This window comes from Marinobacter xestospongiae, assembly GCF_023156385.1.
Classification (GTDB): Bacteria; Pseudomonadota; Gammaproteobacteria; order Pseudomonadales; family Oleiphilaceae; genus Marinobacter; species Marinobacter xestospongiae.
This window is the reverse complement of record NZ_JAKZAK010000019.1, coordinates 15,618-29,494: the sequence shown is the minus strand read 5'-3', so window position 1 is coordinate 29,494 and position 13,877 is coordinate 15,618. Positions and strand designations below refer to the sequence as shown.

The following is a 13,877-nucleotide window of genomic DNA, read 5'->3' as shown; positions in this document are numbered from 1 at the left end:
TCAGAACGGGGAGGCAAGAAAAAGCATGTCTTTCAGAACTTTTACAACCGGCTCAGGGAGCGACGAATACCCAGTTTTCACTGCCGCCATCGCACACCACCACGGTTGCGGCGATGGTGTCGCAAAAGGCCAGGTCTTCGGGTAACGACGCCGACAGGCGCGCCGGCACCGCCCGGGTGCGCTTGTCCTGTTTCAGCAGCTGGAAAGTGTGTTCCAGGCGTTGGGCATACTCCACGCCACTCGCCCAGTGACGGTGATAGCCGTGGTAGAACTCGGTGAAGCTGAGGGTGACCCCGCCCAGGCCAATTCCCAGCATCTTGTGGATGTAGCGATCATAGGCGTCTGACAGATAGCGGCGCAGGGCGGCTTCGTCGTCGGGATCACCCTGGTAGGTGGCGAGCCCCAGACGATTCCCCGCTGCCAGCACGCCCTCGGCCAGACGGTGATTGGGCTGGTTGCGGGCCAGCTGGAAACGGCGGTTCGGGCAGTCGATGCGATCACCGGCCAGTTGGCACCGGGCCAGCCCCGGGGTCACTGGCTCGGCTGGCGAATCCGGCTCGCTCTGCGGGTCCGGGACCGGTGCCGGCTTCGCGGGTAACGAAGACGGCACAGCGGTGGCAGCCGACGGCACATCGGCCGGCTTGGTTGTCGGGGCATTCCCCGCCCCCTCCGGCACTGCGACGCCCACCCGCCGGGCCGGTCGTTTCAGCAACAGCGCCTGCACCCGCGGCGTGTTGCGGCGAAAGTCCTCGAACCGTGGCAGCCTCTGGCCTCCGCCCGCTGCCACCACTTCGCAGTAGGCGTGTTCCAGCGCGGTGCGGGCACTGGCCGCACAATCGGCCAGTACCGGAGCGCTCAGGCAGCCACAGGCCAGCAGCCCCAAAATCCTGAGGTACCGCCTCACGCACGCTCGTCCCAAACCTCTTTGCAACGCTCCGCTCACAGCCCTTCCCACAGTCTGTCTGGCAATCCCCAGAGGCTATGGTACGTTGTTTTTTTCTACGGAGCCTCCGTATGTCGACCTCTACACAGGGAAGCTTTATGCGACTGACCGTGATTTCCGATACCCACAGCCTGCACCGGCAGATCGAGTCGATACCGGACGGCGACGTGCTGATCCACGCTGGCGACAGCCTGGGTGTGGGAACCCTGGAAGAGCTCGAAGACCTCAATGACTGGCTGGGCACCCTGCCCCACCGCCACAAGATCCTCATCGCCGGCAACCATGACTGGTGCTTCCAGGACCACCCCGAGGAAGCCCGCCGCCGGGTCACCGCGGCCCATTACCTGCAGGACAGCGGCGTTACCATCGACGGCGTGCATTTCTGGGGCACCCCCTGGACTCCGCAGTTTCACGACTGGGCCTTCAACCTGCCCCGTGGCGACGCCCTGGCGCAACGATGGGCGCAGATCCCCGAACACACCGATGTGCTGATCGTTCATGGCCCGCCCCACGGCATCCTGGATCGGGTCAATGAACACTTCGGCGGTGGCCAGGTCGGCTGCGAGGCGCTGCGGGCCCGGCTGCTGGAACGCCCGGTGCCGCTGGTGCTGTTCGGTCATATCCACGAGCATTACGGCCAGCACCGGGAAAGTGGCAGTCTCTATGTCAACGCCAGTACCTGCACCGACCGTTACCGGCCGGACAATCCGCCGGTGGTGCTGGAGTATCCCGTCGCCGACTGAGTCTTGCTGACCACCGCCAGCGCCGGGCTGGTCAGGCGCTGCCAGGCATCGAAGGTGCTGAGGTGAACCTGGCCGGTCAGTTCCTCACAAAAAGGTGTGCGCTTGAGCCGGTCCATCACCGGCCCCTTTACTTCTGCCAGGTGCAGTTTCAGGCCGGCGTCTTCCAGCCGGCGATTAATGGCTTCCAGACTCTCCAGTGCCGAGGCGTCAATGTCATTCACCGCCTGGCAGGCCAGCACCAGGTGTTTGAGGCTGGGCCTTTCTGCCACCAGCGCCATCACTGTCTCTTCCAGGTAGCGGGCGTTGGCGAAATACAGACTCTCATCCACCCGCAGGATCAGCACCCGTTCATCGGTCTCTACCTGGTGGCGTTCAACGTTGCGGAAGTGCTCACTGCCGGGCATACGGCCAATCACCGCGCAGTGGGGTCGGCTGGTGCGATAGAGGTAGAGCCCGATCGACAGTCCCACCCCCGCCAGGATGCCGCTTTCCACCCCGTGGGCCAGAGTCAGCACCAGGGTCGCCAGCATCGCCACACCATCGGTGCGGGAGTAGGCAAAGGTACGGCGGATCGCCGGCAGGTCGATCAGCGTGCTGACGGCGATCATGATGGTGGCGGCCAGAGTCGCCTTGGGCAGGAACGCCAGCAGGTCGGTCAGGGTCAGGGTCGCCAGGGCAATGCCCAGGGCGGTGAAAGCGCCGGCCAGCGGGGTGGCGGCGCCGGCCTCAAAGTTCACCACCGAGCGAGAGAAACCGCCAGACACCGGTGAACCCCCACTGACACCGGCGCCGACGTTGGCCAGGCCAAGGGCAATCAGTTCGGCATTGGGGTCGATGCGCTGGCGCCGCTTGGCCGCCAGGGTCTGGGCCACCGACACCGATTCCACAAAGCCCACCAGGCTGATCAGCACCGCCGCCGGCACCAGCGCCGACCAGGTATCGGCGTCCAGGGACGGTAAGGCCAGGCTGGGCAGGCCGCCGGGCACCTCACCCACCAGCTTGACGCCGGCGCTGCCCAGGTCCAGAACGAATGCCAGCGCGGTGGTGACGATGACCGCCGACACCGGCGCCGCCTTGGCCGCCAGGTCGGCGCCACGGGCCGGCACGCCCAAGCGAACCAGCGTCGCCTTGAGGGATCGCCGGCACAAATAGAGATAGAGCAGTACCCCGGCCCCGATGGCGAGGGTGGCCAGATTGGTATGGGGCCATTGCTGCCAGAGGTTATGGCCCATCTCCAGCAGGTTGTGTCCACCGCCGGAAACCCCGAGCATCTGCCCCAACTGGCTGGCGGCAATCAGCAGGCCGGAGGCGGTCACGAACCCAGAGATCACCGGGTGGCTGAGAAAGTTGGCCAGGAACCCCAGCCGCAGCAACCCCATGGCAAACAGCACCAGCCCCGACAACGTCGCCAACACCAGCGCCGCCCCCAGATACTCCGGCGTGCCCACGGTGGCAATGCCCCCCAGCGCCGACGCCGTCATCAGCGACGCCACCGCCACCGGCCCCACCGCCAGGGTGGCGCTGGTGCCCAGCAACGCATAGACCACCAGCGGCAGCATGCTGGCATACAGTCCCACCTCCGGCGGCAAACCGGCCAGCAGGGCATAGGCCAGGGCCTGGGGCACCAGCATCAGGGTCACGATCACCGCCGCTAGCGCATCGCTGGCGAACACCGAGCCGTTGTAGTCCTTGAGCCAGCCCAGGAGGGGCAGGGATCGCGCCAGGCGCTGCAGCATTCGTTGATCTCCCGTCAGTGCGCCGACCGCTTCGCCGGTCGGGCAAACCATTCATGGCCCTTGAGCATGCCGTGCCAGTACACCCAGGGCAGTTGTTTGGCCTTCAGCCACCAGGCCCGGCGGGTGGCGCGGGTGCCCTCGTTGACCCAACCCGGAAAGGTCGGCTGCAACTGCCCGCCATAGCCGAATTCCGCCAGCACGATGCGCCCCCGCTCCACCGTCAGCGGGCAGGAGCCGTAGCCCAGATAGGCCGCCGGCAGGGGCTGGTCATCCAGCGATGCCAGCAGGTTCTCCGCCACCACCGGCGCCTGTTTCCGCGCCGCCGCCATGGTCTTGGCGTTGCTGGTCGCGCTGGCATCCCCCAGCCCGAAAATCGTGGCGTAGCGGGCGTGACGCAGGGTATCCGGCTCCAGCTCCAGCCAGCCGTCGGCGTTACCCAGGCCGGATTCGGCAATAAACGCCGGCGGCCGCTGGGGCGGCACCACGTGCAGCAGGTCGAATGGCCGCTCCAGCGCCTGTTCGCCGTCATCACCGTTGCGCAGGAAATGCGCCACCCTGTTATCGCCGTCCACCGCCACCAGGCGCTCCTGGAAGTGCACATCAATGCCGTAGCGGTCGATGTAGTGCTGCAGCGCCGGCACATAGTCCGGCACCCCGAACAACACCGCACCGGCGTTGTGGAACGACACCTCGATGTTCTCCAGGCAGCCCTCACGACGCCAGTGATCTGCCGACAGGTACATTGCCTTCTGCGGCGCACCGGCACACTTGATGGGCATCGGCGGTTGCGAGAACAGTGCCTTGCCGCGACTCAGGCCGGTGACCAGCGACCAGGTGTAGGGCGCCAGGTCGTAGCGGTAGTTCGAGGTCACGCCGTTCCGCCCCAGGGTGTCACTGAGGCCATCGATGGCATCCCAGTCCAGCACCAGTCCCGGTGCCACCACCAACCGCCGGTAACCCAAAGTGTCGCCATTGCCAAGGGTGACCCGTCGCAGCTCCGGCTCCACCGCCGTGGCCGCCTGGCGGTACCAGTGGCAGTGCCGGGGCATCACGCTGGCGGTGCTCCGACAGGTGGTGGCAACGTCGAACACGCCGCCCCCGACCATGGTCCAGCCCGGCTGGTAATAGTGGTCCCCGCTGGGCTCCAGTACGGCAATGTCCAGTCCCGGCCGGCGCTTGAGCAGGCTGGCGGCGGTGGCAATACCGGCCGAGCCGCCACCGATGATCACCACATCGTGGTCGTGACTGGTGTGTTCTGGTACAGACATCGTGTGTTCCCCCTGTTTGGCGTTGTTGTCGGGACACTGTTATCGGGACACCGTTGTTGGGACGACAGCTGTCATCGAACTGGACTTCCCTGCCCCGCGTGTTCCTGATCTGCCGTTGTTTCCGGCCGGCTCAGCCCTCGATCATGGCCCGGATCGGCTGCGGGTCGTGGCCAGCCTCGTGAGCTTTCGCCAGCAACCCGGGAATGTCACAACCGGGCTGGCGGGCCCGACTCTGGGCCCACAGGTGCACCGCCCGACGTCCGGTGCGGCAGAACGCCAGCACTGGCGACGGCGACTGCTCCAGCGCCTGGCCAAAAGCCTCGATATCGGCCTCGCTGTACTCTCCCGGTGCCACCGGCACACAGCACCAAGCCAGGCCCAGTGCCCTGGCCCGCTGCTCGAAGGCATCCGCGCCGGGGTAGTCGTCCGCCTCACCGGGACGACGGTTACAGATAACCGAGCGGAATCCCTGGGCCTTGACCTCATCCAGATCGGCGGGGGTCAGGGCGTCGGCAATCGCCACGGTGGGTTCGAGGTATTGGATCTTCATCGCAGGCTCCTAAAACAGGTTGAGAGGGACTTTGAGGTAGACCTGGCCGTTGTCTTCCGGCGGCGGCATCTCCCCTGCCCGCATGTTTACCTGCACCGAGGGCAGGATCAGCCGGGGCATGTCGAGGGTGGCGTCCCGCTCGGTGCGCATGCGGACGAAGTCGTCCTCGCTGATGCCCTCACCGACATGGATGTTGCGGGCCCGCTGTTCCGCCACCGTGGTCTGATGCTGGAACTGGTCGCGCCCCGGCGCCTTGTAGTCGTGGCAGAGGAAGACGCGGGTGTCATCGGGCAACGCCAGCACTTTCTGGATCGACTGGTACAGGGTGTGGGCATCGCCGCCGGGAAAATCACAGCGGGCGGTGCCGGAGTCCGGCGCAAACAGGGTGTCACCGACAAAGGCGGCATCGCCGATCACATAGGTCAGGCAAGCCGGGGTGTGGCCCGGGGTGTGGAGTACACGGCCCTGAAGCTGGCCAATGCTGAACGCATCGCCCTCCGCGAACAGGCGGTCGAACTGGCTGCCGTCACGCGCAAACTCGGTGCCGGCATTGAAGGCTTTGCCGAAGATCGCCTGCACATCCACGATGTGCTCGCCGATACCGGTTTTGCCGCCCAGGGCCTGGTGCAGGTAAGGGGCCGCCGACAGGTGGTCGGCGTGAACGTGAGTTTCCAGAATCCACGCCACTTCCAGCTGCTGCGAGCGGACGAACTCGATGATGGCGTCCGCCGAGCGCACATCGGTGCGACCGGCGGCGTAGTCGAAGTCCAGTACCGAGTCGATGATCGCGCAGGCCCGGCTGCCCGGGTCGCGGACCACATAGCTGAAGGTGTTGGTGGGTTCGTCGAAAAAGTGAGTGACTTCCGGATGCGACATGACCCGCTCTCCTGTCGATGGCTAAATCGCCACAGGCAATGGACGCATCCCTGTAGCGGTTAATTTATGGTCATGCCTTCATCCTATCCTAGTTTTTTGATCTAAGCATAGATCTATTTGTTATATTAGATGGGAAAGCGAGAAGCCCCTGCCATCACTTCTTCCAGTTGGCCAGCAACACACCCAGCAGGACGATCCCCACGCCAAGCCACACCGCGGCGCCAAACTGTTCATCAAAGAACAGCATGCCCAGTACCAAACCCGCCGGCGCAATAACAAAGCCGATCTGGCTCAGGAACACCGGTGACGAGCGCCGCTGCAACTCGAAGAAGGCACGGTACGTCAGCGCGGCCAGCACTGCCTGCACCGCCAGGATCGCGCCGACCTCGAGGCTCGGCAGCCACAGTTCCGACACCCGGCCGGTCACCACCAACCCGACACCCAGCACCAGCGCGCCCCCCAGCAGCATGCCCGGCGCCAACTGACTGGCACTGGCACCCTGGGGCCAGGCCACGGAGCGGTAAACATTGCCAAACGCCAGCGACAGTGGCACCAGCAGGCCCAGTAACAACCAGGGCAGGTCATCGCTGCCGACACCGTCGGTGTCCGGCGACATGATGCGGATGCAGCCCGCCACCCCCAACAGCAGCCCCACGGTGCGCAGGGCACTGAGCCGCTCCAGCCGCAACAGCAGGGACAGGGCGTAGGTCGCCAGGGAGGGCAGCGCGTACAGGGTGGCGGTCAGTCCCGAGCCAACGTGGCCCACCACAATGAACGCCAGGGCATTGGGAATGGCGATCGCCGTCAGCCCGCTCACCAGCCAGTAGCGCCAGGTTCCGGCTGGCCGGGTGGCGCTCCGACCGTTCCACAACCACAACAGCACGCCGCCCCCCAAGGCCTGCCAGAAGGCATAGGCCAGCGGCGACAGCCCGGCCGTCATCGCCAGTTTGGCCAGCGGCAGCGTCAACGCGATCATCCCCCCCACCATCAGCAACAGCAGGTAGGCCACGGGATCGGGACGGGGAATGGGAACAGCGGCATTGGCCAGCATGGCAGGCTCCTTGAGTAATGAATGATGGCGCCATTGTCCTGTCCGCAGGTGCGGTTATCGCCCCGCAGTTTGGAAAAACAGTTTTTATCTGTGAGAAACTCAGGCCTTCGCCCCACTGCCAGGAATCACCATGGATCGCCTCAAAGGCCTGGAATACTACAAGCGCATTGTTGAACTCGGCTCGTTCACCGCTGTGGCCGAGGAATTTGGCTGTTCCAACGCGGTCATCTCCAAATACGTCAGGTTCCTGGAGGACTGGACCGGCGCCCGCCTGGTCAACCGCAACACCCGCACCATCAGCATTACTGAGGAAGGCCAGTCGTTCTATGACTACTGCGTAGGCGTGCTCAGCAACACCGCCCGGGTCATGGACGACCTGCGCCAGGACGACCGCGCCGGCGGCCAGCTGGTGGTGGCGTGCCCGGTGTCGATGTCGCTGACCATCCTGGCGCCGGTGCTGTTTCGATTCCAGCAAGCCCATCCGGAGCTGGTGGTTCGTCTGCGCCAGAGCGACGCCATGACCGACCTGATCAGCGAAGGGGTGGACCTGGCGATCCGCGCCACCGCCAGCCTGGACGATTCCGCGCTGGTCGCTATCGCCGTCGGCACCATGCCGCGCTGCCTGGTCGCTGCCCCGGATTACCTGGCCCGCCACGGAACACCCACCACTCTGGAGGAGCTTGGCCAGCATCGCTGCCTGATTTTCAGCCTCAGTCAGGACAGCCAGCACTGGCAGTTTGGTGAAGGTGAAACCGCACAAACCGTGGCGGTCAGCGGCCCGCTGGTCTCCGACAACTCGCTGATGCTGGTGGAAGCGGCCTGCCACGGTCTGGGCATTGTGCTGGTACCCCGGGGCTACGTCAGCCAACAGCTGGCCAGTGGCGAGCTGGTGGCGCTGGATCTGCAGCCGGAACCGGTCTCCCGCACCATTTATGCGGTCTATCCCGACCGTCGCCACCTGCCCCAGCGGGTACGGCTGTTCATCGATTTTCTCAAGACCGAGCTTGCAGCCACCGTTGCCGCTCCGTAAAAACCGTTTTTCCAGAACCGGGGTACATCGCCGGCCGGGTTCGCGACAAGCTGTGCCCCATCGATCACACAGCGCAGGAGCGAACCCATGACCACCGATATCCGTCCAGCCACCCTGGCCAGTACCGCGGACGCCCGCAACACCCTGATCAGCGCCCTCAACTGGCGCTACGCCGCCAAACGGATGAACCATCGCCAGGTTGCCGATGACGTCATCGACACCATCGTCGATGCCGCCCACCTGGCGCCCTCATCCTTTGGCCTGCAACCCTACTCGGTACTGGTGGTGTCGGACCCGGAACTGCGGTCACAACTGCACCAGCAGGCCATCCCGCAGCCACAGGTCACCGAAGGCTCCCACCTGCTGGTGTTTGCCATCTGGGACCAGGTGGGGGATCGTCAGGTGGACGAGCTGATCCAGCTCACCGCCGACACCCGTCAGATTCCGGTCTCCGATCTGGACGACTACAGCCAGATGATCAAAGACACCGTTAATGGTTTCGACAACGACCAGGCCAGGCATCAGTGGGCCGCCCGGCAGGCCTACCTGGGCCTGGGGCTGGCATTGACGGCCGCGGCGATGGCCAGGGTCGACGCCACCCCCATGGAGGGCTTTGATCCCGCCGCCCTCGACCAGGCCCTGGGGCTGTCCGGGCGAGGCCTGCGCAGCGTGGTGGTGATGACCGTCGGCTACCGCGACCCGGAGGCAGATTACCTGGCGGGGCAGGCCAAGGTGCGCTGGCCCCAGGAGCGCTTCCGGATCGACCTGGACGACCGCCTTTCCGTTTGATGACAACACGTTAGTGGTGATGTAACCCGCCCGCGGCGGGGAATCCGTTACCGTATCAGGCAATCGGGTCGATCAACGGCCCGCAAGCCTGACCAGAGTAAGGGAGATTTCACCATGAAAACCCGTACCCATCTGATGTGTGCCACCATCCTGTCCGCCTCGGTGGCGAGTGCGCCCGCGCTGGCGGACAAGCGCAACGATTCCGGGCTCTACCTCGGCGGCAGCTACGGCTGGTTCAAGGCCCACGGCGGCGAGTTCGAGGACAACAACGACTTCTTCGCCGGCACCCTCGGCTACCAGTTCAACGACTGGTTTGCCGCCGAAGCGGAGTATCTGGATTTCAGCGAGTTCGGCGAGGATGACGAGGTCAACGGCGACCTCAAGGGCCTAGGCATTGCCGCCCGCGCCCGCCTGCCGCTGACCGAGACGTTCGGCATCTACGGCCGCGCCGGGGTGTTTGCCTACTCCCTGGACGTGGAGGCCTTCGAGCAGTCCGAAACCTACGATGAACTCAGCCCCTTTGTCGGCGCCGGCGCCGACTTCCGCATCAGCGACCAGTTAACAGCCTTTGCCGAGTACAACCGCTATAACGTCGAGATCGACGAGGAAGACTTCAACGGCCAGGTCACCAACGACGGGCCGGACTTTGACACCGCCCGTGTGGGCATGCGCTTCCAGTTCTAGGGAGCCTCGGACCGATTTGCGATCACTACCGCCGGGCTGGCGCTTGCGTCTTCCTGCCAGACCCGGCGCTTTATCCTCGCCCCGTCTTCCCGGTGTCCCATCTGGTTGTGTCCAACAACCCTTCGGTAGGCACTGATTGCCGCCTGCAAGTATCTGACATACTCTGAATCCAAATTCCCCACCGGCATGCCCCGCGCTGTTCTGGGGGTGCTGCACACCGGTACTGGATTCGCTAGCTGTGACCATTTCAGACTATTTCCTGGTCAGCGACCTGGACCCTTCCATGCTGTTGATTGGCGACTACGACGGCTGGCTGGTCACGCTGTCGTTGCTGATCGCCGTCAGCTCCGCCTATATGGCTCTGACCCTGGCCGCGGCCGCCAAACGCAGCACGTCTCGGAGGATGGAGCGGCTGCACCTGTTGACCGGCGCCGGTTCCCTCGGCGCTGGCATCTGGTCCATGCACTTCATTGGCATGCTGGCCTTCGAATTGTGCACCCCGGTCAGTTACACCCCGGGGCTCACCCTGCTATCGGCGGTACCCGGGGTGCTGGCCTCCTGGGTCACCCTCACCATGCTGGCCCGCCACAGCTTCAGCTGGCAACGGCTGTTGGCTGGCGGTCTGGCGGTGGGCCTGGGCATCGGCACCATGCACTACCTGGGGATGGCCGCCATGACCCTGGGCCCGACGCTGCGCTACGACCCCTGGCTGTTTGCGCTGTCTATTGTGGTGGCCGCCGGCCTTGCAACCCTGGCGCTGTGGATCAGCTTCGGCCTGCGCAAGCGCCTGGCACTGCCGGGCAACACCATTCGCCTGATCGCCGGGGTGGTGATGGGGCTGGCGATCGCCGGCATGCATTACACCGCCATGGAAGCGGCGCGGTTTGTCGGTGAGGCCGACCCGGATCACATCGCTGGCAGCCACAACCACTACACCCTGGCGGTCACCATCGGTGCCGTCACCGTACTGCTGAGCATGCTGATCGCCGGACTCAACGCGCTGGTGCGCTACCGCGCCCTGCTCAAACGCAGCGAGGAATCCGCCAGCGAGCTGCGGGCGATGTTCGACACCGCGGTGGACGGCATCATCAAGATCTCCGACCGCGGCATCATCCTGTCCTTCAACCACTCCGCCGAACGCATCCTGGGCTACCGCGAGGTGGAGGTGCTGGGCAAGAACGTCAGCATGCTGATGCCGTCGCCCCACCGCGAGGCCCACGACGGCTACCTCAAGCAGTACCTGCGCACCGGCCAGGCCCGCATCATCGGCTCCGGGCGGGAAGTGTTCGCCCGCCACAAAGACGGCCACGAGGTGCCTATCCGCCTGGCGATCGGTGAATCCCGACTCGGGGGCATCAGCACCTTTGTCGGTTTCCTCACCGACATCACCGAGCGCTACCGCATGGAGACCGACCTGCGCCGGGCCAAGGAGCAGGCGGAACAGGCTGCCGAGGCCCGCAGCGCGTTCCTGGCCAACATGAGCCACGAAATCCGCACCCCGATGAACGCCATCATTGGCTTCACCGACCTGCTGCAGGAGACCCCGCTCGACACCAACCAGGCAAAGAATCTGAAAGTGGTGCGCAACTCCGCCCGCTCGCTGCTGGCTCTGCTCAACGACATCCTCGACACCGCCAAGTTCGAGTCAGGTTCCACCGAACTGGAGATCCGCGACTTTTCCCTGCGTCAGACCTGCGAGCAGCTGATCGCCACCCAGAAGCTGGCCGCCGACAAGAAGGGCATCGACCTGGTGCTCGATTACCGCAGCGGGCTGGCGGAGGACTTTCGTGGCGACGCCCTGCGGATACAGCAGGTGGTACTGAATCTGGTGAGCAACGCGGTCAAGTTCACCGAACAGGGCAGGGTCACCGTAACCGTGGCCCCCGGCACCAACGGCAAGGGCGTGATCCTGACCGTGGCGGACACCGGCATCGGCATTCCGCCGGACCGCCTGGACACCATTTTCGAACCCTTCTCCCAGGCCGACTCCAGCATGACCCGCCGGTTTGGCGGCACCGGTCTTGGCACCACCATCGCCCGCCAGCTGGTGGAGCTGATGGATGGCGACATCCACGTCTCCAGCAAGGTCGGGGTGGGATCATGCTTCACCGTGGAACTGCCGCTGCCCCCTGGTCAGCACCCGGACCGCTCTCCGGATAGTTCCGAGGCCGAGCCGGACGCCGTCACCCTGCCGCCGCTGCGTATTCTGGCGGCCGACGATGTGGCCCAGAACCTCGCCCTGCTGGAAGCGCTGTTTGAACCCCAGGGCCACACCGTCGTCACCGTGGCCAACGGCGTCGACGCGGTAGCCGAAGCCCAGAGCGGCACCTTCGACCTGGCGCTGCTGGATGTCCAGATGCCGGTGATGGACGGCCACCAGGCCTGCCGCCGTATCCGCGACTGGGAGCGCCGTGGTGGTCACCCTCACCTGCCGATCCTGGCACTCACCGCCGGTGTGCTGGAACAGGACCGTCAACTGGCGCGGGAGGCGGGCATGGACGGCTTCGCCAGCAAGCCACTGGAACGGGCCGCGCTGACCCGGGAGATTGCCCGAGTGCTGGCGCTCGACAGCGGCACCACGCCAGCACCGGAGGCCACCCCGGGCGCGGCCTCCACGGCGGTCATTGACCACCATCGGGGCCGCCAACTGTGGGGCAGCCACGCCAGGCACCATCAGGCCCTGGTGCGTTTCCTGGCGGATGCCGACAACCAGCCTGCGGCCCTGGCCGCGGCACTTGCGCAACCCGGCGACCGCGCCGAGGATACCGACGACGGCCTGGCCACCCTGCATCGCCTCAAGGGCCTGGCCGGCAATCTCTGCCTGCCGGCACTGGCGGGCTGGCTGACCCGGGCCGAAAACGATCGGCGCCAGCACCGCAGCGTCGACCCGGTGGGCTATTCCGAACACCTTGACGTATTACAGGCGGCAGTGGCGGACAGCGCGCCGGCCGAACCGGAAGCAACCGCGTCCGTTGACCAGACTGGCCCGGACCTGGACATCGACGCCCTGCGCCCGCTGATTCGCCAGCTGAACCAGGGCGAGCTGCCGGAACACAGCCTGCAACAACTGCTTCCGCAACTGCCCGCCGAGGTGGCAGCTGCGCTGGAGGAAGCCATCGATGGCTTTGAACCCGACACCGCCGCTGAGATTCTGGCAACGCACCTGACCACCCGGCTCGGAGCCCTGACCGACGATGACTGATCGCAAGACGCTACTGGTGGTGGACGACGAGCCCACCAACCTGCAGGTACTGAAGAACATCCTCGCCGCCGACTATCGCCTGCTGTTCGCCCGCGATGGCGAACGCGCGCTGCAACTGGCCGCCAGCGAGGCCCCGGACCTGGTGCTGCTGGACGTGATGATGCCCGGGCTGTCGGGCCACGACGTCTGTCGCCGGCTCAAGGCCGAGGCCGCCACCGCTGCCATCCCGGTGATCTTTGTGACCGCGCTGTCGGATGTGGAGGACGAAGCTCTGGGTTTTGAACTGGGTGCGGTGGATTACCTCACCAAACCGGTGAGTCCGGCCATCGTGCAGGCGCGGGTGCGCAACCACCTGTCGCTGGTGCGGATGGAAGAACTGCACCAGACCCGGCTGTCGATCGTCCAGCGCCTGGGCCGGGCCGCCGAATTCAAGGACAACGAAACCGGCCTCCACGTCATCCGCATGAGCCTGTTCTCCCAACTGATTGCCCGCGAGGCCGGATTCAGCGAAGACTACGCCGACGATCTGCTGAACGCCGCCCCCATGCACGACATTGGCAAGATCGGCATTCCCGATGCGGTGTTGCTGAAGCCGGGCCGGCTGGACCAGGACGAGTGGCAGATCATGCGCCAGCACGCCGAGATCGGCGCCCGCATCATTGGCGAGGACGGTTCACGGCTGCTGCGGATGGCCCGGGACATTGCCCTCTACCACCATGAGAAATGGGATGGCAGCGGCTACCCTTACGGCCTCAGCGGCACCGACATCCCCACCGAGGCCCGCATCGTGGCGCTGGCCGATGTGTTCGATGCTCTCACCAGCGAGCGCCCCTACAAGAAGGCCTGGAGCATCGACGATGCCAGCGCACTGATCCGAGAGGAAAACGGCCGGCACTTCGATCCGGAGCTGGTGGAGGTGTTCTTCCGCTGCCTGCCACAGATCCTGCAGGCGCGGGCGCAATTTCAGGAGGAATCCGCCGCAGCCGACGCTTAGTGTCCAGGCTA

The 13,877-nt window shown here is 65.4% G+C and carries 12 protein-coding genes; 6 read left to right on the top strand and 6 right to left on the bottom strand.

Annotated features, from left to right (window positions below):
* Positions 1-52 precede the first annotated feature (52 nt).
* Positions 53-904, bottom strand: a complete 852-nt coding sequence (locus MLD24_RS14170; RefSeq protein WP_248167324.1) for a hypothetical protein — start codon at positions 902-904, stop codon at positions 53-55.
* 110 nt (positions 905-1,014) lie between these two features.
* On the opposite strand from MLD24_RS14170, the gene MLD24_RS14165 reads away from it, so the two are divergent.
* Entirely contained in the window at positions 1,015-1,686 is a 672-nt protein-coding gene (locus MLD24_RS14165; RefSeq protein WP_425562350.1) for a metallophosphatase domain-containing protein, read from the top strand.
* Here MLD24_RS14165 and MLD24_RS14160 read toward each other — a convergent pair.
* The 5 genes from MLD24_RS14160 to MLD24_RS14140 all read right to left on the bottom strand — a co-directional run bounded on the left by MLD24_RS14160 (position 1,635) and on the right by MLD24_RS14140 (position 7,167).
* On the bottom strand, positions 1,635-3,422 hold the full coding sequence (locus MLD24_RS14160) for a SulP family inorganic anion transporter (RefSeq protein ID WP_248167321.1): 1,788 nt from the start codon (positions 3,420-3,422) through the stop codon (positions 1,635-1,637). The two genes, MLD24_RS14165 and MLD24_RS14160, sit on opposite strands and share 52 nt — an antisense overlap.
* A 14-nt stretch (positions 3,423-3,436) precedes the next feature.
* Positions 3,437-4,690, bottom strand: a complete 1,254-nt coding sequence (locus MLD24_RS14155) for an NAD(P)/FAD-dependent oxidoreductase (protein WP_248167318.1) — start codon at positions 4,688-4,690, stop codon at positions 3,437-3,439.
* A 130-nt stretch (positions 4,691-4,820) separates the two neighbouring features.
* Positions 4,821-5,240, bottom strand: coding sequence for a protein tyrosine phosphatase family protein (locus MLD24_RS14150; RefSeq protein ID WP_248167315.1), 420 nt, complete (start codon positions 5,238-5,240; stop codon positions 4,821-4,823).
* A 9-nt stretch (positions 5,241-5,249) separates the two neighbouring features.
* Complete coding sequence (locus MLD24_RS14145; protein WP_248167313.1) at positions 5,250-6,116, bottom strand: MBL fold metallo-hydrolase; 867 nt, start codon at positions 6,114-6,116, stop codon at positions 5,250-5,252.
* Positions 6,117-6,270: 154 nt separating this feature from the next.
* Complete coding sequence (locus MLD24_RS14140; protein WP_248167311.1) at positions 6,271-7,167, bottom strand: DMT family transporter; 897 nt, start codon at positions 7,165-7,167, stop codon at positions 6,271-6,273.
* Positions 7,168-7,297: 130 nt separating this feature from the next.
* On the opposite strand from MLD24_RS14140, the gene MLD24_RS14135 reads away from it, so the two are divergent.
* The 5 genes from MLD24_RS14135 (at position 7,298) to MLD24_RS14115 (ending at position 13,866) form a co-directional block, all read left to right on the top strand.
* Positions 7,298-8,197, top strand: a complete 900-nt coding sequence (locus MLD24_RS14135) for a LysR family transcriptional regulator (RefSeq protein WP_248167309.1) — start codon at positions 7,298-7,300, stop codon at positions 8,195-8,197.
* Between the two features lie 87 nt (positions 8,198-8,284).
* On the top strand, positions 8,285-8,986 hold the full coding sequence (locus MLD24_RS14130; protein WP_227173473.1) for an NAD(P)H-dependent oxidoreductase: 702 nt from the start codon (positions 8,285-8,287) through the stop codon (positions 8,984-8,986).
* Between the two features lie 114 nt (positions 8,987-9,100).
* On the top strand, positions 9,101-9,670 hold the full coding sequence (locus MLD24_RS14125; RefSeq protein ID WP_227173471.1) for a porin family protein: 570 nt from the start codon (positions 9,101-9,103) through the stop codon (positions 9,668-9,670).
* A 238-nt stretch (positions 9,671-9,908) separates the two neighbouring features.
* The gene (locus tag MLD24_RS14120; protein ID WP_248167305.1) at positions 9,909-12,872 is read left to right on the top strand and encodes an MHYT domain-containing protein; all 2,964 of its coding nucleotides are present in this window, start codon (positions 9,909-9,911) and stop codon (positions 12,870-12,872) included.
* The gene (locus MLD24_RS14115) at positions 12,865-13,866 is read left to right on the top strand and encodes an HD-GYP domain-containing protein (RefSeq protein WP_248167304.1); all 1,002 of its coding nucleotides are present in this window, start codon (positions 12,865-12,867) and stop codon (positions 13,864-13,866) included. Before MLD24_RS14120 ends, MLD24_RS14115 begins: the two co-directional genes overlap by 8 nt.
* The last annotated feature ends 11 nt before the right edge of the window (positions 13,867-13,877 follow it).

Bases quoted from the DNA above. Each gene is read 5' to 3' on its own strand.
- MLD24_RS14135 (WP_248167309.1), top strand. From the start codon at position 7,298: ATGGATCGCCTCAAAGGCCTGGAATACTACAAGCGCATTGTTGAACTC.
- MLD24_RS14145 (WP_248167313.1), bottom strand. From the start codon at position 6,116: ATGTCGCATCCGGAAGTCACTCACTTTTTCGACGAACCCACCAACACC.
- MLD24_RS14115 (WP_248167304.1), top strand. From the start codon at position 12,865: ATGACTGATCGCAAGACGCTACTGGTGGTGGACGACGAGCCCACCAAC.
- MLD24_RS14155 (WP_248167318.1), bottom strand. From the start codon at position 4,690: ATGTCTGTACCAGAACACACCAGTCACGACCACGATGTGGTGATCATC.
- MLD24_RS14165 (WP_425562350.1), top strand. From the start codon at position 1,015: ATGTCGACCTCTACACAGGGAAGCTTTATGCGACTGACCGTGATTTCC.
- MLD24_RS14160 (WP_248167321.1), bottom strand. From the start codon at position 3,422: ATGCTGCAGCGCCTGGCGCGATCCCTGCCCCTCCTGGGCTGGCTCAAG.
- MLD24_RS14130 (WP_227173473.1), top strand. From the start codon at position 8,285: ATGACCACCGATATCCGTCCAGCCACCCTGGCCAGTACCGCGGACGCC.
- MLD24_RS14125 (WP_227173471.1), top strand. From the start codon at position 9,101: ATGAAAACCCGTACCCATCTGATGTGTGCCACCATCCTGTCCGCCTCG.
- MLD24_RS14150 (WP_248167315.1), bottom strand. From the start codon at position 5,240: ATGAAGATCCAATACCTCGAACCCACCGTGGCGATTGCCGACGCCCTG.
- MLD24_RS14140 (WP_248167311.1), bottom strand. From the start codon at position 7,167: ATGCTGGCCAATGCCGCTGTTCCCATTCCCCGTCCCGATCCCGTGGCC.